The sequence below is a fragment of the Flavobacterium sp. IMCC34518 genome (assembly GCF_027111095.2).
Classification (GTDB): Bacteria; Bacteroidota; Bacteroidia; order Flavobacteriales; family Flavobacteriaceae; genus Flavobacterium; species Flavobacterium praedii.
The window spans coordinates 4,172,309-4,191,682 of sequence record NZ_CP114284.2; the positions used below are offsets into that span (position 1 = coordinate 4,172,309).

The window sequence follows — 19,374 nt, forward strand, 5'->3', positions numbered from 1 at the left end:
GATGTATTAGGTTAACTTTGTAACTGTAATAACTACTATATAAATCAATAAAAAAATACAGCTATGAATATTTTAGAATTAATACAAAAAAGATATACCGCAAAGAAATACAACGCTGACAAAGAAATACCACAAGAAAAAATTGAGGATTTGAAAGCCATTTTGCGACTCACTCCTTCTTCAATAAATATCCAACCATGGAAATTTACATTTGTCCAAAATCCAGAAATTAAAGCAAAATTAGCTTCCGTTTCCATGCACAATGAAGAAAAAATTAATCAAGCTAAACTTTTGGTTGTTTTTAGTGTGGTAGATGATTTGGATGCTTTTCAAAAAGTGGTCGACAAGGAATTTCCACAAGCTAGAAAGGACTGGTACAATCAAATTAAAGCCAATATGCCAGAAGCTGATTTGAAAACATGGTTTTCCAAACAAGTATATATTGCATTGGGGGTTGGTTTGACGGCTAGTGCAGCACTTGGCCTTGATTCAACTGCGATGGAAGGTATAGAAACGGATAAATACCACGATATTCTTCAGATGTCAACATACAAACCCCTTTTTGCAATGGCTGTAGGTTATGGTTCCGAAGATGATTTTAACCGAATCGAAGTAACTCCAAAAACCAGAAGATCTCTAGAGAATGTAATTGAAACTATATAAAACAAAACGGGATTAAACTTGCTTTGCGTCCTAAGAAGAGATTCTACATCCCTATCTTTGAAAAATTCCCCAAACAACAATCGAAGGGATTCTTCTTTCGATTAATTAAAAACAAAAAATGAAGTTTAAAGGAGTTATTTTTGACTTAGACGGAACATTGGTAAATTCATTGGAAGACATTGCAGATGCTATGAACAGCGTGCTTCAAAACCTCAACTACCCTATGCATAGTTATGATGATTATCAATATTTCATAGGTAGTGGTTTGCGTAATTTAGTGAGCAAATCACTACCCAAAACACATAATGATGAAAAAAGTATTGAGAGCTGTTACCGTTTAATGATTGAGGAATACCGTGATGCTTGTACTCATAAAACAACATCGTATGAAGGAATAATCGAATTATTGGATTATTTAATTTCTAATAATATAAAAATGAGTGTGTTCTCTAATAAATCGGATGAACTTACCAAGAAAATAACAGCTGCTATGTTTTCTAACTATTTTGATTCTGCGGTGGGATTAACCACTGAATCACTCAAAAAACCCAATCCCACCGAAGCTTTGGTAATAAGCAAAAGCATGGGGCTAAAACCAGAAGAAATAATTTTCGTAGGTGATTCCGGTATTGATATGCAAACGGCAACCAATGCCAATATGTTTGCAGTGGGCGTTTCTTGGGGCTATCGACCAAAAGAAGAATTGATAGAAAATGGTGCAAAACAAGTATTAAATCATCCTTTGGATTTAATTCAGATTTTGTAATTTCAGTTTATAAAGTTTTATATGACTGTCCGCAAAGTGTACCCTATCTATTTTTTTTCAATAGATTGTTGCCTTTTTATAAATCGAGAGAATCTGCTTTTAGCTATTCTTAATTATACTGTTGGTCAATATTTTAAAAATTATTTCTAACCATTTTTACCAATTTCTCATAGAAACAATATATCTTTATGTTTATTTTATTCATTAAAAATTAATTCATATGCTAGATTCAAAATCCAATAGAAGAAATTTTTTTAAATTCCTAGGTTTGACAACTGGAGCAACATTAATCAGTCCTAGCAGTTTTGCATCCCACTTAGATCTAACTGAGATCAAAAAATTAACTAGCGAGCAAAGAGAATTTATTATTCTCCATGAAAAATGGATGGATGAATTCATTGAAGTAATTAGGGTTCGAAAAACGGAACCAGAAAATCGTGAAAACAATAAAAAGATGATTGCAATTACCGAAATGGCTGAAGAATTTAAACCAAAACTTAATGAATTCATGAAAGACGGTGTTTTTGCCGTGATCTATAAATTATCACTTGAGCGAATGACCAAAGAAATCTAATTAGAAACATCGTTTTTAAAAAAGAAATAATATGGTTTTTAATTCTATGATTTAAACTTATTTTCGTTATTGAAAACATAAACCAGATGGTTTCAGAATATATGTAAAGCAACTCATAAAGGGTTGCTTTTTTATTTTATCAGATAAAGCTTTTGAGTTTACAAATACTTTTACGAAACAATACTATTCTGCAAGCAAAGCTTTTGAAATTAGAAAATAGCCTAAATAAATACAAAGCACAAAAAAACCACAGACTTTTACTGTGGTTTTGTGTTTTGAATTTAAACCAGAATTTAGAAAAAATAAAGGCTTAATTCAATTGCTTTAAATTCCTTTCAAACGCAACAGATATTGTTTATTGATTTCATTAACATGTTGTTGTTTGATTTCCTTTTTGTTCAATCCATTCAAACTTTGTACATAACCCGTAAATACATGACTAATAAAAAGTGGTGAAACTGTGTTTTCGGAAGATGTGTTGTGGCAAGAGAAGCAATTCACGAGATTACCCACTGTAGTACCATGTATAGAAGATGGTTTTCCAAATCCTACCTGAACATACGTTTCCATAGTAATATTATATGCTGCAACAGAACCTCTGGTTAATTTTCCAGGTTCAGATTTCGAAAGCTTGTAACTCAACGAGTCCAATAAGGCTGCTTGAGATTTAGTTCCAAAATATCCTTCGGTATTGATCCATAGTGAACCATTATAGAAATAGTTGTTCCAAACCCCTTTCAGTTGTTTCTTTACACTTTCATTAATAGTACGAATATTATTGAAGTTCTCTGAACCATTTTGACTTGTTTCCATGAAAAGCTGAACATTAAAAGATCCTTTCATTGCTTTTTCAACAGGAACCCCATATTTATAAACAGAAAAAACATCGGTATAAACACCATTTCCAGAAGTGATGTTCTTAACGGTAGCTGTTGTACTTTTGTTAAAAAAAGGATAATCAACCGTGCTAGTTACTGCTGCATCAGTTGTTGGAGTAGCTTTAGCCCAATCATACGCAGGAGCAAGATTTTCATGTTCAAAAGTAGCCCATACAAATTCAGGGTGATTCTCTACAACACCCACCACGTGCATTCCCAAAAGCGCCACTCTAGTTTTTACCCCATTAATCAGACCATTAGTAATACAATAAGAGGTTGTATCCTTAAGAACGCTTGCATTTATCCAAGAGGTTTTAAGTTCTAGTGCTCCTACAGGGAAGGTTATATCCTTTAAAGAGGAAGGATCTTTTTTGGCTATTGGTCCATATTTTAACATTGTCTCATACAGCAGTTTGTCCATAAATATTGAATAATAAACGGTAGTGGATGGCGGAACACCTGATGCATAATTTGGTGTTTTTAAAATATCCGTTGTAGAACTAGCCTGAGCCGTATCTGTCAAAATAATCCCTTTATTCTGATCTAATTTTTGACCAGATGAAGACACTTGTATCAAACTATCCATAAACTGTGGTCGTCCATTTACCTCATTGGTTAGCCATAGAAACTTTTGCCATGACCATTGATGAAAATCGCAATTGCTTACCGTTGCATTATTTGCAAATACACTTGTTGGACCTTCATTAGGTGCAGGCGTTTTTCGGGTATTATTTACCGTAACAAACCAACTTGCCGGTGCTAAACAATCGGAAAAAGTGGTGCTAGAATAATCAACTGTTTCTACTTTTGTTTTTGAATCGTTTTTGCAACCACAAAACGTGATTAATCCAATTAATAATAATAACTTTTTTGTTGTTTTCATGTGATTTTACTTTTTAAAAATTTGAGGTTATTTTTTTTGTCAATATGAAACTACGTAATTAACAAGTAGAATTTAAAAATATGCTTCAAGGCATACATATTTAGGTACAAAGACACTAAAAATGTGTATCATTAAACCTACATAACTCATTTGCAATCTGTAAATCATGCAACTTTTCATAAAAATAGTATAAAAGAAAATCCCTTTAAGAACCTCACCTTTACAGTGGATAAATTGTTTTATATCAATAAACACAAAGAAAAAAATTTGTACCTATTTTGTACTAAAACAAGTAATATTCAAACAAAAAAACAATTTAATATAATAATTATGAGCACAAGTAAAGTAGTATTAGGAACTGTGGCAGGTCTTGCCATAGGTGGAATTTTAGGAATTCTTTTTGCACCCGATAAAGGGTCTGTAACACGTAAACAAATCATGGACAAAGGAAGTGATTATGCAGATGATTTAAAATCAAAATACAATGAGATTGCTGATTCTATTTCAGAAAAACTTCAAAATGCAAAAGAATTTGCACAAGAGTTGACAGAAGATACGAAAGCAGAATTTGATGAAGCAAAAAAAAATACCAATCATATTGTTTCAAATTATTAACCAGAAAAAATTTAATATGACTAAAAATACAACGCCTATAACAACACTTTTTGAACAAGCAGAAGAGTATAGCAAAACTAGCCTAAAATTGTTTAGACTAAATACCATAGATAAAACGGCCGATATTGCATCATCTCTAGTTTCAAGACTTGTGGTTATTATGACCGTTGTATTTTCAGTTTTATTGAGCAGCATTGGAGTCGCATTATGGATAGGAAAACTTCTTGGGGAGGCATTTTATGGTTATTTTACTGTAGGAGCTTTCTATTTATTCCTAGCAATATTTCTTCACCTTTTTCGGAACCAATGCTTAAAATATCCTGTAAGCAATGCTATTATTAAAAAATTACTCAAAGAGAAAATAGTATGAAAAACAGAAACGAAACGGATTCATTGAATGAATTAATAATTCAACAACAAAAACAATGTGAAACTGAATTGAATCTCCTAAGAGAACAATTTCACATTACTCTTGAAAGTTTAAAACCCTTCAACCTTTTTAAAACCGTATTTCACGAAGTAACTACTTCACCCGAAATACAAAATGATTTAGTAAGTAATGCAATTGGATTAAGTACCGGATTCATTTCTAAAAAACTCTTGGTAGATGGATCTCACAGTGCAATCAAGAGCGTAGTTGGAACACTAGCGCAATTTGCCATAGCTAATTTGGTTTCAAAACATTCAGAAACGATTAAAACAATTGGCAGTAATCTTATCAAGCATTTTTTCAATAATCATAAAAACCAAAAAACACCTCTATAATCTAAATAATCCTTGAAAAAACCATAAATATTTAACGCCTATTTATCGGAGTTTTTTCAATAAAACAATACATTTGTTAGGTAACCATATTTCAAAATCATGAGAATAGAAACCGAACTTAAATTAGGATTTAAAGATGTAATGATTAGACCCAAACGCTCTACTTTAAAGAGTCGATCTCAGGTTTCTTTGGAGAGGGAATTTAAATTTTTACACAGTACCTCAACTTGGTCAGGAGTTCCTATCATGGGAGCAAACATGGATACAGTTGGTACTTTTGAAATGGCATTGGCATTGGCCAAAGAAAATCTTTTTACAGCCATTCATAAACATTATTCCCTAGAGCAATGGAATGAATTCATGAAAAATGCACCCGAGAACATTTCCAATTATATTGCGGTGAGTTCTGGAACTGGAAAAAATGATTTCAAGAAAATAGGCGAAATATTTGAACACAATCCACAGCTAAAATTTATTTGCATCGATGTGGCCAATGGCTATTCCGAGCATTTTGTGAGTTTCCTCAAAAAAGCACGCGAACAATATCCCGATAAAGTAATTATTGCCGGAAATGTCGTTACCGGCGAAATGGTCGAAGAATTGCTTTTGGCCGGTGCCGATATTGTCAAAGTAGGAATCGGTCCTGGCTCGGTTTGTACCACAAGAGTAAAAACAGGTGTCGGATATCCTCAACTTTCAGCTATCATTGAATGTGCCGATGCCGCGCATGGTTTAGGAGGACACATCATCAGCGATGGCGGATGCGTCACTCCTGGTGATGTAGCCAAAGCCTTTGGTGCTGGTGCCGATTTTGTGATGTTGGGCGGAATGCTGGCTGGTCATACCGAAAGCGGTGGTGAATTGGTCGAAATGGAAGGTGAAAAATATAAAAAATTCTACGGAATGAGTTCGGAAACTGCCATGAACAAACACGTTGGCGGTGTCGCCGAATACCGAGCCAGCGAAGGAAAAACGGTTCAAGTTCCTTTCAAAGGAGACGTCATCATTACCTTAAAAGACATTCTTGGTGGCATCAGGAGCACCTGCACGTATGTGGGCGCTTCCAAATTGAAAGAATTGACCAAGAGAACCACCTTTATTCGAGTTTTGGAACAAGAGAATGTTATTTTCAACAAATAATCACAAGGAAAACACTGGTTGAAAGGCAAATGTTTTATTTAAGGAGCAAAAGTTTTCGTTTTTTCATCGACTTCACTCCCGCTGTCCTTCCAATCTTTTGCAAACTTTGTCAAAGTCCAAAACTTTGACAAAGTTTGCAAAAGGATTTTCCCTCCCATCGGGGCTCATATCTTTGACTATGTTAAAAATATGAAATGTATCTTTGAAATACAACAATTGATAAGCAAAACGAAATGGCCAAATTCTATCGGGGCGAAATACATCTTTTGATGATATTGTAGACATTAGGTTAATCCATTTCGTTTTTATTACATTTCGAGTCACAATAGTACTTAAAGACCAGAATTTAATTTGGATCTTGTATAAAAAATGAGCAAAGATTTATGTAATATTTTGTTTATTGATTCTAAATCAAAGAGTTATGAATTTAAAGTATTCTGTTGGATTAGACGTTTCAAGCAAAAAAATTAATGCTTGTATTAGTGTTATTGATGAAAAACAAAAGGTAACTGTAAAGTCAAGTACCATTATTTCTAACACATTAAAAGGATTTTCTTCTTTGGAAGAGTGGATTTTAAAGCATAAAAAGGAAACTATTCCTGTGGTAATTTGCATGGAAGCTACAGGGATTTATCATGAGAATTGTGCTTATTGTTTGTTTGGGAAAGGATTTGATGTTTCTATAATTTTGCCTAATAAAGCAAAAAAATATTTGGAAGCTATTGGGCTCAAATCAAAAAATGACAGCATTGATGCCAAAGGATTATCACAAATGGGAGCCGAACAGTGCTTAGATTTATGGCAACCAATGGGATCCTTTTTCTATGAATTACGATTGTTGACAAGGCAACATCAAAATGTTACCGAATTGAAAACGGTTTTAAAAAACCAATTAGATGCGTTGAGTTTTGCAATGCACCATTTGGATTCAGTTACAAATCAATTAGAGCAAACCATAATTTTATTTGAGACACAGCTCAAAGAGTTGGACAAAGAAATAAAGATTCATTTGAAATCTAATAAAGAAGTTTATGACAAGACTGAAAATATATTGAAAATGAAAGGATTAGGAATTTTAACATTGAGTACTATTTTGGCTGAAACCAACGGTTTTACATTATTTACGAATTACAAACAGTTAGTGTCTTATGCGGGTTATGACGTAGTTGAAGCACAATCAGGAAAGCGTGTTGGTAAAACCAAAATATCAAAAAGAGGGAATTCAAGAATAAGACGCGCCTTACATATGCCGTCATTGGTAGTTATTCAATGCAAAGTTAAACCCTTCAAAGATTTATATGATAGAACCTATGAAAAACATGGAATAAAAATGAAAAGTTATGTGGCGGTTCAAAAAAAGATACTGACAATGATTTATCATTTATGGAAAAAGAATGAAGCTTACGATGCTATTTATCAGCTAAATATCCAAGAAGAGGAGCAAAAGTTGACCTCTCGGGCAATTGGCTTCGAAGAAGACACAATAGCAAAAAATAGCCCCAACATAAAAATTGAGGCTACACAAGGTAAACATCCAGTGAATAATCGCAAGAAGCTTCCTCTCGGTGTAACAAATATATAAAAATTAACCAAAATAAATTAGGTATTGAAGATAGTACCTAAGCGAGAAATTTAGTGTCTTCAAACATTAATTTCATAATTAGATTCAATCAAAAAGCAGTAGATTAGCATTAATAAAAAAATTCATAGATTCAATATTGGCTAAACAATACTAAAATCGACTCTATTCCTAAAACAAATCAAAATGGCATCAGGTTTTTTCGCACTATTAGATGATATCGCAGCAATTATGGATGATGTTGCTGTAATGAGCAAAATTGCAGCAAAAAAAACAGCTGGTATTTTGGGTGATGATTTGGCCGTAAATGCCGAAAAGGCTTCTGGTTTTGTTTCATCCAGAGAACTCCCAGTTTTATGGGCAATTGCAAAAGGTTCCTTTATCAATAAATTAATTATTTTGCCTATTGCCTTTCTACTAAGTGCCTTTTTCCCTTTGGCAATTATAATAATTCTGGTGCTTGGAGGACTGTATTTAGCGTATGAAGGTGCCGAAAAAATATATGAATACCTTTTCCCTCACAATCCGACGACTACCGAGATTAAAATAAAAACTTTTACCGAAGAAGAAATTTTGACTTTAGAAAAAGAAAAAATAAAATCAGCTATAGTAACCGATTTTATTTTATCGGTAGAGATTGTAATCATTGCGCTCGGCACCGTAATTGGAAAACCAATTTTATCTCAAGTTGTTGTTGTTTCTATAATTGCAATAATTGCAACTGTTGGTGTTTACGGTATTGTTGCTGTTATTGTACGAATGGATGAAGTAGGTTTTAAACTTATTGGGCTAAGTACTAAAGAACACAGTTTCTCTAAAACTATTGGTAATATTCTGGTACAAGCTTTGCCAAAAGTCATTAAAAGTCTAGCTATTATTGGTACAATAGCTTTGCTATTAGTAGCTGGTGGCATATTTGTACATAATATTGATTTTTTACATCATATACTACCTCAATTGCCTTCTATTATAAAAGAATTCAGCATCGGACTTATAGTTGGGTTTGCTGTTTTGGGAATTATAAACCTCTTCAAAATGATGTTTGGAAAAAAGTAAGGGAAACAGAATAATTTTATATGCGCCAATTACTGGCTCATAACCCATTATAAAACAATGAATTAAAATAGCTTACAAACAATAAAAACATTTATTATATTTGTACTTTAAATTAAAACAATCATGGAAAAAACAATCACATTAAAACCAAATTCAAAAACAACTGCTGTTTTGAAAAAAATGGTTACTCTGAAAGAAGAGTACCGTAAGGTTGTTATGGAAAAAACAGTAAAAAAGACAAAATAAAGTAGAAGCTTTATGTATGAATATATTCTAAAAGAGGGCGTTGATCCTCTTTTTTCATTTACGACTAAACACGGTCTAAACTATTTTATAGCATTCAGAAAAATGGATTTTGGCAATGCCTATTTTCAAAATTTATATTCAGTAGATTTTTGGGAAATGAATAATCAAAAATTTTACAAAGACGATAAAATTGAAATTACAATTACAACCATTATTTGTAATTATTTCAAAAGCCATCCAAATTCAATACTACATTATGTCTGTGACAGTATGGATTTGAAACAAGATTATAGAAAAAGACTATTTGACCAATGGTACAAAAAGTTTCAAACTAAGGAATTTTCAAAACTTAATTTAGAATATCAAATTCAGGAAGAAAATATAAATTACAATTTAGGTTTTATATTCAAAAATGAATGTTATGAGATGAACGAAGTGATTGAAAATATTAATCTGCAACTAGATGAATTTACTAGTCTTAAATAAGCCGATAGTCTTACTTATCAATACAAAAGTAAATTGAGATGAACATTAATCGTGAATGGCATTTAAACAATAAAATGCCTAAAAATCCAACTTTAGAACAAAGAATCCAATGGCATTTGGAACACGAAAAAAATTGCAAATGCAGACCAATTCCCGCGAAACTCTTGGAGGAAATGGCAAAAATAAAAGCCAAATCCAATAACGATTAATTATTGGATTTGGCTTTTATTATTTGGAATGATGGCAAAAATGCAAAATATTCGCTTTTAGCCCCGATAGAAGTGGAAATCCTTCCGATTTTTCATCGGAAGATTGCAACGAATAGCGGAACCCATGCTGCCAAAAATACCAAATATTTCTGCTCCAAAACTGAGACTTAAACTATTTTTCTCTCCCCAATTTGTTGTCTCCACATGGCATAATACAATCCTTTTTCATCCAATAAATCTTGGTGTTTTCCTTGTTCGATAATGTTTCCCTGCTCCAATACATAAATTCGGTCTGCGTGCATAATGGTTGACAAACGATGCGCTATCAATACTGTAATTTGGTCTTGTTTGGAAGATATGCTTCGAATGGTTTGCGTAATTTCTTCTTCGGTGATGGAATCTAATGCAGATGTCGCTTCGTCAAACAACAATAATCTCGGGTTTCTCAACAAGGCTCTTGCAATCGATAATCGTTGTTTCTCTCCACCAGATACTTTTATACCGCCTTCGCCAATAGTCGTGTCCAATCCTTTTTCGGCGCGCTCCAATAAATTTTGACAAGCCGATTTTTGCAAGACATCATTTATTTCTTCGTCGGTTGCATTGGGTTTTACAAACAGTAAATTATCTTTTATGGTTCCAGAAAACAATTGCGCATCTTGAGTCACAAAACCCAATTGCTGGCGTAATTCGGTTAAATCAATTTCTTTGGCGTTGATATCGTTGTAAAAAATAGCGCCTTCCTCTGGTGTGTACAATCCAACTAACATTTTGACTAAAGTCGTTTTTCCGCTTCCCGATGGTCCAACAAAAGCAATAGTTTCGCCCGCTTTGGCCTCAAAAGAAATGTCTTTGACAGCGTAAGAAGTGGCAGTTTGATGCTTGAATGAAATATTTGAAAACCTCAAATTATTGATAAAACCAATTGTTTTTGGGAACAAAGGTTTCTCTTCGCTTTTGGCATTCATCAAATCACCAAAATTATCCATCGAAGCTTTTGTTTCGTTATAAGTCGCAATAACATTCCCCAATTCCTGCAATGGATTGAACAAAAAGAAAGAGAAAAACATCAGCGTAATCAAATCACCTGGTTTAATAACTCCTTTAAAAATAAACATATACAAAGCAAAAACCAAAGCCGTTCTCATAAAATGAACTGTTGTTCCTTGTATGAAACTTAACGAACGAATAAAGCGCACCTTTTTCAACTCCAATCCTAATATTTTTATGGTTGTGCTGTTCAAACGGTTCACTTCTTGTTCGGTCAATCCTAAACTTTTCACCAACTCGATGTTGCGCAAGGATTCAGTAGTTGCACCCGCCAAAGCAGTGGTTTCACCTAAAATTTCTCTGGAAACTTTTTTGATTTTTTTTCCCAAAAATGAGCTAATAAAAGCAATAACAGGAACTGTTGCCAAAAAGATAGGTCCCAACAACCAATCGATAGAAATAGCGTAAACCACGACAAATGTGATTCCGATAAGGGATTGAAAAACCAATGAAATAGATAATGTGATGAATTTTTCACAATCTATTTTTACTTTCTGAAGTTTCCCTAATGTTTCGCCGCTTCGTTGATCTTCAAAATCCTGAAAAGGCAACTCCAACGCTTTCTGAATCCCGTCTGTGTACATTTTGGCACCTGTACGCTGAATAATGATATTGGTAAAATAATCCTGAAAATTCTTGGCTATTCTGGACATCATTGCAGCGCCTAATGACAGCGCCAACCAGCCTATAACCGCTTTGGTGAAATTTGGAAAATTATGATTGAAATTGGCAACTCCAACACCGCATTGGTTCAATAATTTACCAATTATAATGGAATCGCACAAAGAGAAACATTGATTAATTGCGGCTAAAAATAAGGCTAAAAATAATAATTGCTTGTGTTCTTTGATATAGGTATATAAAATTTTCATTGATTTATTTAAAATATTTAGAATGCAAAACTACAACTATTGAATTCAATAAAATAAAATTGGTAAAATAATAACACAACTAATCCCCATAATTATATAACAGTCTTCTTCGTTAAAATTTTCATTTTTACACTAAAGAAATTAGCTATGCAAAAGACAATCCTTATAGTAATCCTTCTTGTCCTTTTCTGTTCGTGCAAACAGAAGAATCAGGAGATTATGGAACCCAAAAAAACAATTATCCGAAAACAGCCCAAAACCATTTCGTTTCATTTCGAAAAATCGAAAGAATGGTTGGCAAAGAATACCGATAGCACAAAGATCCGAATCGCTCTTGCCATTAATCGAACCGACAAAAACAATATCACTAAGATGGATTCCATTCTTATTCCAAGTGACTTAACAGGTGATTTGGCGTTTTATCTTCCGTTTCCTTTAGAAGTTCCGTATTTAAAAAGCATTACTAAAATTATCTATTTTTCATATCCAACACAAACCTTTGCTGCTTATGAAAACGGCGAATTAATATACACTGGCCCCACCAATATGGGTCGAAAAAAAGACCCCACGCCTACTGGACTTTTCTACACCAATTGGAAAGCCGAAAAAACAACCAGTACTTTCAATGACGAATGGGATTTGTATTGGAATTTTAACATTGCCAATAAATTAGGGATTGGTTGGCATCAATATCAATTGCCGGGTTATCCTGCCTCGCATTCTTGCTTAAGACTTCAAGAAAAGGATGCCAAATACCTTTACAATTGGGCCGATCAATGGATATTGAAAAACGATGAAAACATACTCGTAAAAGGAACTCCTGTAATTGTTTTTGGTGCATATCCTTTTGGCGAATCAAAACCTTGGTTGCAATTGGTTCAAAGCCCCAAAGCATTAAACATTTCGGCAGACGAAATTGAACAAGCAACAAAATCCTACTTAAATGGCATTCTATCCGAACAGAAAAAAAGAGAAAACCGGCCTAGTAAGGAGTAAAAAAAATTGCAGTCTGCTGATTGCAGAAAGCGTACAATGCCTTATTTCTCGCAAAGGCGCAAAGTTTAAAACTCCTTTTCTTTGCACCTTCGCGCCTTTGCGAGAGACTGATTCAGTATAATCTTAGCATGAAACTATATCAATACAGCCTCTGTTATAGCATCAACAACCTCCTTCGTAATCTTCAAACTCTTGAATTTATCCTGATGATTAAAGATGGGACTGGTAATCATCAGCTCATCAACCTTGGAATATTTTACAAATTCTTTCAATTCTTTCATCAACGTTTCCTTACTGCCAATAAATGATCCAGCGGTCATTTGATTCACATGAAAACGAGCTTCCTCACTCATATCATTCATAAGCTCAGTCAAGGAAACCACTGGAGGCTGCAAGGGTTTTCTGTTATTTTGAACTAAATTCAAGAACATTTGATACAAACTCGTCGATAAAACTTCGGCTTCACTATCCGTATCGGCAGCAATAACATTCACGCAAGCCATTGTTTTAGGTTGATCTAAATATGCTGACGGTTTAAAATTTTCGCGATAAAACTCAAAAGCCTGCAACATTTGTTTGGGCGCAAAATGTCCTGCAAAAGCATACGGCAATCCATAAGCGGCAGCCAATGTCGCGCTATCCATACTCGAACCCAAAATCCAAATCGGGACATTGGTGCCTTCAGCCGGAAAAGCGCGCACTTTTGCGGTAGCATTCCCTTCCGAAAAATAGTCTTGTAACGCTTTTACATTTTTTGGAAATCGTTGTGATTCCTCAAAAAAATCAGTTCTGATGGCTTGTGCTGTAAGCGAATCGGTTCCAGGAGCTCTTCCCAAACCAAGGTCAATTCGATTAGGAAACAAAAGTCCCAAAGTCCCAAACTGCTCGGCAATAATCAATGGCGAATGATTCGGTAACATTATCCCTCCCGATCCCACTCGTATATGTTGCGTCTGGCTCGCAATATACCCAATCAAAACCACCGTTGCCGTACTCGCAACATGCGCCATATTGTGATGTTCGGCCAACCAGAATCGTTTGTACCCCAACCCATCGGCAAGTTGCGCCAACTCTTTGGTTTTTCGCATCGTTTCGCTAGCGTTGCTGTCCTGTGTAATTATCGCAAGTTCTAGTATGGAAATCGGAATTGGGGTTTTCATATTCATCATAAGTTTGTACAAATTTAGACATTAACGCTGATGGAATTTAGATCTAGATGTTAATTGAATTATAATATTTAATGGAGTTTGTTCTAATAATTTAGGAGCAGAAGTATTTGTAATTGCATCAACAGTTGTCCCGCTGTCATTCCAATTCCCGATAAAGAAAAACTACGGCAAAAAAGCCTTGTTTTCCTAAATCGGGAGATTTTCCCTTCCATCGGGGCTCATATCTTTGACTATGTTAAAAATATGAAATGTATCTTTGAAATACAACAATTGATAAGCAAAACGAAATGGCCAAATTCTATCGGGGCGAAATACATCTTTTGATGATATTGTAGACATTAGGTTAATCCATTTCGTTTTTATTACATTTCGAGTCACAATAGTACTTAAAGACCAGAATTTAATTTGGATCTTGTATAAAAAATGAGCAAAGATTTATGTAATATTTTGTTTATTGATTCTAAATCAAAGAGTTATGAATTTAAAGTATTCTGTTGGATTAGACGTTTCAAGCAAAAAAATTAATGCTTGTATTAGTGTTATTGATGAAAAACAAAAGGTAACTGTAAAGTCAAGTACCATTATTTCTAACACATTAAAAGGATTTTCTTCTTTGGAAGAGTGGATTTTAAAGCATAAAAAGGAAACTATTCCTGTGGTAATTTGCATGGAAGCTACAGGGATTTATCATGAGAATTGTGCTTATTGTTTGTTTGGGAAAGGATTTGATGTTTCTATAATTTTGCCTAATAAAGCAAAAAAATATTTGGAAGCTATTGGGCTCAAATCAAAAAATGACAGCATTGATGCCAAAGGATTATCACAAATGGGAGCCGAACAGTGCTTAGATTTATGGCAACCAATGGGATCCTTTTTCTATGAATTACGATTGTTGACAAGGCAACATCAAAATGTTACCGAATTGAAAACGGTTTTAAAAAACCAATTAGATGCGTTGAGTTTTGCAATGCACCATTTGGATTCAGTTACAAATCAATTAGAGCAAACCATAATTTTATTTGAGACACAGCTCAAAGAGTTGGACAAAGAAATAAAGATTCATTTGAAATCTAATAAAGAAGTTTATGACAAGACTGAAAATATATTGAAAATGAAAGGATTAGGAATTTTAACATTGAGTACTATTTTGGCTGAAACCAACGGTTTTACATTATTTACGAATTACAAACAGTTAGTGTCTTATGCGGGTTATGACGTAGTTGAAGCACAATCAGGAAAGCGTGTTGGTAAAACCAAAATATCAAAAAGAGGGAATTCAAGAATAAGACGCGCCTTACATATGCCGTCATTGGTAGTTATTCAATGCAAAGTTAAACCCTTCAAAGATTTATATGATAGAACCTATGAAAAACATGGAATAAAAATGAAAAGTTATGTGGCGGTTCAAAAAAAGATACTGACAATGATTTATCATTTATGGAAAAAGAATGAAGCTTACGATGCTATTTATCAGCTAAATATCCAAGAAGAGGAGCAAAAGTTGACCTCTCGGGCAATTGGCTTCGAAGAAGACACAATAGCAAAAAATAGCCCCAACATAAAAATTGAGGCTACACAAGGTAAACATCCAGTGAATAATCGCAAGAAGCTTCCTCTCGGTGTAACAAATATATAAAAATTAACCAAAATAAATTAGGTATTGAAGATAGTACCTAGACCACCAATTTTATTTTTCAGCAAAACTTTTACAATTGGTTATTAGTACCTCAAAAATATAAATTCAAATTATCCATTGAATAGCATTGCATAACGATAATGCACTTTTTTTTAATAAGAAAGACCAGTAACAATTTTAAATAGTAAACGTCATACCTAGAACTAAACTACCAAATATGAAACTATCTCTCAAAAAATTCGAAGACTCACCTCAACTTTATGCAAGAATTGCTGGAATACTATATTTATTAATTATAGTAACGGGTATTTTTGGAGAACTTTTGGTTCGCAATAAATTACTCGTTTATGGAGATGCAAACGCCACTGCAAACAATATTATGAAATCTGAATTGCTATGGAGAATGGGTATTAGTGCTGATTTGGTAATGCATATTTGTGATTTGCCAGTAATGATAATTCTGTATTACCTACTCAGACCTGTAAGTGAAAAATTGGCGTTACTCAACTTATCGTTTAATTTAATACAAACAGCCGTATTAGTTGCCAACAAGTTAAATCTTTTGGCCGCATTGTTCTTCTTAGGCGATGCTGAATACCTAAAATCATTTAGCCCTGAACAACTGCACGCTTTATCTTACCTTTCCATTAAATTACATGATTTTGGTTTTGGAATTGGGCTAATCTTTTTTGGTTTTGTTTGTCTTATCGAAGGGTATCTCCTTTTTAAATCTAATTATTTCCCTCAAACTATTGGAGTTTTAATGTCAATTGCTGGAATCTGTTACCTTACAAATAGTTTTGCACTTCTTTTAGTGCCACAACTTTCAAGTATTGCATTGCTAATGCCTTGTCTGATTGCCGAATTATCATTTAGTTTATGGCTCATTTTCAAAGGAGTAAATCTGCCTATCTGGAAAAACTCAGTTTATAAAAATATATAAAAGCACTTTTTTAAAACAATTGGCTAATTCAATTTTACATAAAATTACTCTTTAATGGGATTGAAATTGGGTTATACAATTCAATGCAAAACAATATTAATTAGCGTCTGTTTTTTTAGTACAAACTAGTATTTAAATCAAACAATTCAACTGGAGCTTCAAAAAATCCAAAAGTCATTACACCAACTCTCTATAAAAATAACTATTTTTGCAGTCTAATTTTTTACCATGTCAAAGAAAAAGTACAAAATAGCGGTCATTCAATTGAACCTTAACGATGTTGCCGAAAACAACCTTAAAAAATGCATGAGTTGGGTTCGAGATGCTGCCAATCAAGGGGCTGAAGTGATTTCGTTACCGGAATTATACAGCAGTCATTATTTTTGTCAAAGTGAAGATGTAGATAATTTTGCTTTGGCAGAACCATTGTACAGCACTTCATTTATTGCTTTTAGTGCTTTGGCAAAAGAGTTGGGAGTTGTAATTATTGTTCCTTTCTTCGAAAAAAGAATGGCTGGAATTTACCACAACAGTGCTTACATCATCGATACTGACGGGTCTGAAGCTGGATTGTACCGCAAAATGCACATTCCAGACGATCCTCATTTCTATGAAAAATTCTATTTCACTCCAGGAGATTTAGGTTTCAAAACGATTCCAACTCAAAAAGGTAAAATTGGAACTTTAATTTGTTGGGATCAATGGTATCCGGAAGCAGCTCGTTTAACTGCTTTGCAAGGAGCCGAAGTTTTATTTTATCCAACAGCTATTGGATGGCATCCTCAAGAAAAAGAGCAATACGGCGAAAACCAGCACGGTGCATGGATGAGCGTAATGAAAGGGCACGCTGTTGCCAATGGTGTATATGTAGCTGCTGCTAATAGAATTGGTTTGGAACAATATATTGAAGGAACAGCTGGAATTCAGTTTTGGGGATCATCATTTATTGCAGGACCACAAGGCGAAATTTTGGCGCAAGCCTCACACGATAAAGAAGAAATTCTTATTGCCGAAGTAGATTTAGATTTACAGGAAAATGTGCGTCAGAACTGGCCATTTTTTAGAGACAGAAGAATCGATGCTTTTGGAGATATTACCAAACGAGCAATCGACTAATTGTTTTAAAAAACAACAATAAATAAAAAATCTACCAAGAGTATTTCTTTACTTTTGGTAGATTTTTTTTTATTTCAATCGAATAAGGAATAAAATAAAAGGCACTAATTAACTAAATATTCAGATAATAATCTTTTAGACCTTAGCGTCTTAGCACCTCTTCCTTCAACAATTATTACTAATTCAAATCGGGTTGAAATATTTTGACAGTTCCATCTCCTTCGCTACTTACGACAACCAAACTTCTTTTGTTTGGGCTTTTGGAAGCAGGAATAAACAATAAACCTTCTGGAGCATCACCTGTTTTTATGGTTTGCAAATATTTTGGAGCTATTGGATTACTCACATCATACACCATAAAAGCATCAGCTCTTTCTAATCCGACAAAAAGAATCTGTTTATCTCCCATTTTAGTAACGTAAACTGCTTCTGGTTCTGCTCCTTTGTCATCACTTCTTCCATCATCATAAACACCAAATTCTTGAGCTTTTTTGTCCAATTCATTTTTACTGTCAAAAACCAATTGCCCTGTAACTCCATTCCAAATTGAAAATGAACGAGCTCCAAATCCCACTAACTCATCAAAATCACCATCACCATCGGTATCTCCCATTTTGGTATTGATATTCAATCTTCCCATACTTGCATCCGCTTTTAGCGCTGCAGCATTTGGAAAAATGGTTGGGTCTAATACTATTGCAGCATAATTAATTCTTTTAACATCTACAAAAGCGGAATACTCACGGGCATCTCCTTCATTTGCGGTAACAATATACTGCACACTATTCACTTCAAAATTGCTGATGGCATCGGGTTGAAACATTCCTTTCAGTTTCCATGGATTAAAAGCTACGGTCCCATCTTTATCACTAATATCAATCGCATTTTCGGCCAAACTATAATCTTTATATCCTAAAGGAAAAATTTGAACAATTTTCTTTGTTGCTAAATCAATTTTGGCAACTCCATTATTTTCTTGTAAAGTAACCCAAGCCGTCTTTGAATCGGCTGAAATAGTTACATATTCTGGTTCGATATCGGCTGCGAAATTATTGGTTGGACTTGCTATTCTGAACCCCTTGGTTTTTAAATCGGCCAATTGACCGCTAAAACTTCCAAAAGTTAAAGTTGTCACCGCATAATTTGAAGCAACATCAATAATCGAAACCGATCCGTCAGGGTCAAGCGAATAAGTATCATTTGGTTCCCCTTCATTAGCGGTCATTATGAATTTACCATCTTGTGAATAGGTAATCATATCGGGCAATGCACCAACAGTAATTTCTTTAACCAAAACATAATTTGAAGTATCGAAAACGACAACTTTGCCTGATTCTTGTTTGTTTGTTTTAGATTCTAAAGCTACCGCCAATTTTCCATTAAAAGTAGTAACACTATTGGCAGCTCCATTATAAGGAACCAAATCAATACTGGCAATCAAAAGTGGTTTCGACGGATCTGAAAAGTCTATCACATCTATTTTATTGGCACTGCTATTGTTTACTGTAAATAATTTTTTGGAAATTTCATCATAAGCACTTATTTCAGCAGCACCCGTTCCCCCAATAGTCAAAGACCCAATTTCTTTGAAAGTGGAAGGATTTTCGTTTACTGCTACTTCCGGAGTTTCATTGGAATCATTGTTGTTTTGGCAACCTACGATTAAAAATAACACTGCAAGTACAGCTACACTTTTCTTTATCATTTTGTTTGTTTTAATTTTTTCAAAAAT

21 protein-coding genes are annotated in these 19,374 nt (G+C 34.0%); 16 read left to right on the top strand and 5 right to left on the bottom strand.

The features are described 5' to 3' along the window. The first annotated feature begins 63 nt into the window (after positions 1-63). The 3 genes from OZP06_RS17880 to OZP06_RS17890 all read left to right on the top strand — a co-directional run bounded on the left by OZP06_RS17880 (position 64) and on the right by OZP06_RS17890 (position 2,003). On the top strand, positions 64-663 hold the full coding sequence (locus OZP06_RS17880; protein ID WP_269223062.1) for a nitroreductase family protein: 600 nt from the start codon (positions 64-66) through the stop codon (positions 661-663). Between the two features lie 118 nt (positions 664-781). Then, positions 782-1,429, top strand: a complete 648-nt coding sequence (locus OZP06_RS17885; protein ID WP_269223063.1) for an HAD family hydrolase — start codon at positions 782-784, stop codon at positions 1,427-1,429. Between the two features lie 220 nt (positions 1,430-1,649). Next, positions 1,650-2,003, top strand: a complete 354-nt coding sequence (locus OZP06_RS17890; RefSeq protein ID WP_269223064.1) for a hypothetical protein — start codon at positions 1,650-1,652, stop codon at positions 2,001-2,003. 324 nt (positions 2,004-2,327) lie between these two features. Here OZP06_RS17890 and OZP06_RS17895 read toward each other — a convergent pair whose 3' ends face one another. Beyond that, positions 2,328-3,764 carry a hypothetical protein gene (locus OZP06_RS17895; protein WP_281324055.1) on the bottom strand — a complete coding sequence of 479 codons (1,437 nt, stop codon included), beginning with the start codon at positions 3,762-3,764 and terminating at the stop codon, positions 2,328-2,330. A 330-nt stretch (positions 3,765-4,094) separates the two neighbouring features. Here OZP06_RS17895 and OZP06_RS17900 point away from each other — a divergent pair, with 330 nt between their 5' ends. The 4 genes from OZP06_RS17900 (at position 4,095) to OZP06_RS17915 (ending at position 6,284) form a co-directional block, all read left to right on the top strand. Further along, positions 4,095-4,379, top strand: coding sequence for a YtxH domain-containing protein (locus OZP06_RS17900; protein WP_281239483.1), 285 nt, complete (start codon positions 4,095-4,097; stop codon positions 4,377-4,379). A gap of 16 nt (positions 4,380-4,395) precedes the next feature. Continuing rightward, positions 4,396-4,749, top strand: coding sequence for a hypothetical protein (locus OZP06_RS17905; RefSeq protein WP_281239482.1), 354 nt, complete (start codon positions 4,396-4,398; stop codon positions 4,747-4,749). Next, on the top strand, positions 4,746-5,144 hold the full coding sequence (locus OZP06_RS17910; protein ID WP_269223068.1) for a hypothetical protein: 399 nt from the start codon (positions 4,746-4,748) through the stop codon (positions 5,142-5,144). The genes OZP06_RS17905 and OZP06_RS17910 overlap by 4 nt, the downstream gene beginning before the upstream one ends. A gap of 99 nt (positions 5,145-5,243) precedes the next feature. After that, positions 5,244-6,284 carry a GMP reductase gene (locus OZP06_RS17915; protein ID WP_281239480.1) on the top strand — a complete coding sequence of 347 codons (1,041 nt, stop codon included), beginning with the start codon at positions 5,244-5,246 and terminating at the stop codon, positions 6,282-6,284. Positions 6,285-6,356: 72 nt separating this feature from the next. On the opposite strand, the gene OZP06_RS17920 is transcribed toward OZP06_RS17915, so the two are convergent. After that, positions 6,357-6,569, bottom strand: coding sequence for a hypothetical protein (locus OZP06_RS17920; protein WP_269223069.1), 213 nt, complete (start codon positions 6,567-6,569; stop codon positions 6,357-6,359). Between the two features lie 136 nt (positions 6,570-6,705). On the opposite strand from OZP06_RS17920, the gene OZP06_RS17925 reads away from it, so the two are divergent. The 5 genes from OZP06_RS17925 to OZP06_RS17945 all read left to right on the top strand — a co-directional run bounded on the left by OZP06_RS17925 (position 6,706) and on the right by OZP06_RS17945 (position 9,860). Then, positions 6,706-7,866 (top strand): IS110 family transposase, encoded by a 1,161-nt coding sequence (locus OZP06_RS17925; protein WP_269222240.1) that lies wholly within the window; start codon positions 6,706-6,708, stop codon positions 7,864-7,866. Positions 7,867-8,049: 183 nt separating this feature from the next. Continuing rightward, positions 8,050-8,919: a DUF808 domain-containing protein gene (locus OZP06_RS17930; protein WP_269223070.1), complete on the top strand. Its 870-nt coding sequence runs from the start codon at positions 8,050-8,052 to the stop codon at positions 8,917-8,919. Positions 8,920-9,042: 123 nt separating this feature from the next. Then, a complete protein-coding gene (locus OZP06_RS17935) occupies positions 9,043-9,165 on the top strand; it encodes a hypothetical protein (protein WP_255557953.1) in 123 nt (40 codons plus the stop codon). Positions 9,166-9,177: 12 nt separating this feature from the next. Next, complete coding sequence (locus OZP06_RS17940; protein WP_269223071.1) at positions 9,178-9,651, top strand: DUF6169 family protein; 474 nt, start codon at positions 9,178-9,180, stop codon at positions 9,649-9,651. Positions 9,652-9,689: 38 nt separating this feature from the next. Then, on the top strand, positions 9,690-9,860 hold the full coding sequence (locus OZP06_RS17945; RefSeq protein WP_269223072.1) for a hypothetical protein: 171 nt from the start codon (positions 9,690-9,692) through the stop codon (positions 9,858-9,860). 167 nt (positions 9,861-10,027) lie between these two features. Here the strand turns inward: OZP06_RS17945 and OZP06_RS17950 are convergent, their stop codons facing one another. Beyond that, entirely contained in the window at positions 10,028-11,782 is a 1,755-nt protein-coding gene (locus OZP06_RS17950) for an ABC transporter ATP-binding protein (RefSeq protein ID WP_281324056.1), read from the bottom strand. A gap of 147 nt (positions 11,783-11,929) precedes the next feature. Between OZP06_RS17950 and OZP06_RS17955 the strand changes: the two genes are divergently transcribed. Then, the gene (locus OZP06_RS17955; protein WP_281324057.1) at positions 11,930-12,778 is read left to right on the top strand and encodes a L,D-transpeptidase; all 849 of its coding nucleotides are present in this window, start codon (positions 11,930-11,932) and stop codon (positions 12,776-12,778) included. A 134-nt stretch (positions 12,779-12,912) separates the two neighbouring features. Here the strand turns inward: OZP06_RS17955 and OZP06_RS17960 are convergent, their stop codons facing one another. Then, positions 12,913-13,938, bottom strand: a complete 1,026-nt coding sequence (locus OZP06_RS17960) for an LLM class flavin-dependent oxidoreductase (RefSeq protein ID WP_269223074.1) — start codon at positions 13,936-13,938, stop codon at positions 12,913-12,915. A 484-nt stretch (positions 13,939-14,422) separates the two neighbouring features. Here OZP06_RS17960 and OZP06_RS17965 point away from each other — a divergent pair, with 484 nt between their 5' ends. From OZP06_RS17965 to OZP06_RS17975, 3 genes are all read left to right on the top strand, one after another. After that, positions 14,423-15,583 (top strand): IS110 family transposase, encoded by a 1,161-nt coding sequence (locus OZP06_RS17965; protein WP_269222240.1) that lies wholly within the window; start codon positions 14,423-14,425, stop codon positions 15,581-15,583. Positions 15,584-15,800: 217 nt separating this feature from the next. Next, complete coding sequence (locus OZP06_RS17970) at positions 15,801-16,526, top strand: DUF4386 domain-containing protein (protein ID WP_269223075.1); 726 nt, start codon at positions 15,801-15,803, stop codon at positions 16,524-16,526. A 228-nt stretch (positions 16,527-16,754) separates the two neighbouring features. After that, positions 16,755-17,642: a carbon-nitrogen hydrolase gene (locus OZP06_RS17975; RefSeq protein WP_281239473.1), complete on the top strand. Its 888-nt coding sequence runs from the start codon at positions 16,755-16,757 to the stop codon at positions 17,640-17,642. 178 nt (positions 17,643-17,820) lie between these two features. Here OZP06_RS17975 and OZP06_RS17980 read toward each other — a convergent pair whose 3' ends face one another. Continuing rightward, positions 17,821-19,347, bottom strand: a complete 1,527-nt coding sequence (locus OZP06_RS17980) for a choice-of-anchor I family protein (RefSeq protein WP_269223076.1) — start codon at positions 19,345-19,347, stop codon at positions 17,821-17,823. Positions 19,348-19,374 lie beyond the last annotated feature (27 nt).

Excerpts from the sequence above, each read along its gene's own strand:
- OZP06_RS17975 (WP_281239473.1), top strand. The coding sequence starts at position 16,755 with ATGTCAAAGAAAAAGTACAAAATAGCGGTCATTCAATTGAACCTTAAC.
- OZP06_RS17935 (WP_255557953.1), top strand. The coding sequence starts at position 9,043 with ATGGAAAAAACAATCACATTAAAACCAAATTCAAAAACAACTGCTGTT.
- OZP06_RS17950 (WP_281324056.1), bottom strand. The coding sequence starts at position 11,782 with ATGAAAATTTTATATACCTATATCAAAGAACACAAGCAATTATTATTT.
- OZP06_RS17945 (WP_269223072.1), top strand. The coding sequence starts at position 9,690 with ATGAACATTAATCGTGAATGGCATTTAAACAATAAAATGCCTAAAAAT.
- OZP06_RS17910 (WP_269223068.1), top strand. The coding sequence starts at position 4,746 with ATGAAAAACAGAAACGAAACGGATTCATTGAATGAATTAATAATTCAA.
- OZP06_RS17925 (WP_269222240.1), top strand. The coding sequence starts at position 6,706 with ATGAATTTAAAGTATTCTGTTGGATTAGACGTTTCAAGCAAAAAAATT.
- OZP06_RS17980 (WP_269223076.1), bottom strand. The coding sequence starts at position 19,347 with ATGATAAAGAAAAGTGTAGCTGTACTTGCAGTGTTATTTTTAATCGTA.
- OZP06_RS17905 (WP_281239482.1), top strand. The coding sequence starts at position 4,396 with ATGACTAAAAATACAACGCCTATAACAACACTTTTTGAACAAGCAGAA.
- OZP06_RS17920 (WP_269223069.1), bottom strand. The coding sequence starts at position 6,569 with ATGTCTACAATATCATCAAAAGATGTATTTCGCCCCGATAGAATTTGG.
- OZP06_RS17890 (WP_269223064.1), top strand. The coding sequence starts at position 1,650 with ATGCTAGATTCAAAATCCAATAGAAGAAATTTTTTTAAATTCCTAGGT.
- OZP06_RS17955 (WP_281324057.1), top strand. The coding sequence starts at position 11,930 with ATGCAAAAGACAATCCTTATAGTAATCCTTCTTGTCCTTTTCTGTTCG.
- OZP06_RS17970 (WP_269223075.1), top strand. The coding sequence starts at position 15,801 with ATGAAACTATCTCTCAAAAAATTCGAAGACTCACCTCAACTTTATGCA.
- OZP06_RS17960 (WP_269223074.1), bottom strand. The coding sequence starts at position 13,938 with ATGAAAACCCCAATTCCGATTTCCATACTAGAACTTGCGATAATTACA.
- OZP06_RS17930 (WP_269223070.1), top strand. The coding sequence starts at position 8,050 with ATGGCATCAGGTTTTTTCGCACTATTAGATGATATCGCAGCAATTATG.
- OZP06_RS17880 (WP_269223062.1), top strand. The coding sequence starts at position 64 with ATGAATATTTTAGAATTAATACAAAAAAGATATACCGCAAAGAAATAC.
- OZP06_RS17895 (WP_281324055.1), bottom strand. The coding sequence starts at position 3,764 with ATGAAAACAACAAAAAAGTTATTATTATTAATTGGATTAATCACGTTT.
- OZP06_RS17885 (WP_269223063.1), top strand. The coding sequence starts at position 782 with ATGAAGTTTAAAGGAGTTATTTTTGACTTAGACGGAACATTGGTAAAT.
- OZP06_RS17900 (WP_281239483.1), top strand. The coding sequence starts at position 4,095 with ATGAGCACAAGTAAAGTAGTATTAGGAACTGTGGCAGGTCTTGCCATA.
- OZP06_RS17940 (WP_269223071.1), top strand. The coding sequence starts at position 9,178 with ATGTATGAATATATTCTAAAAGAGGGCGTTGATCCTCTTTTTTCATTT.
- OZP06_RS17965 (WP_269222240.1), top strand. The coding sequence starts at position 14,423 with ATGAATTTAAAGTATTCTGTTGGATTAGACGTTTCAAGCAAAAAAATT.
- OZP06_RS17915 (WP_281239480.1), top strand. The coding sequence starts at position 5,244 with ATGAGAATAGAAACCGAACTTAAATTAGGATTTAAAGATGTAATGATT.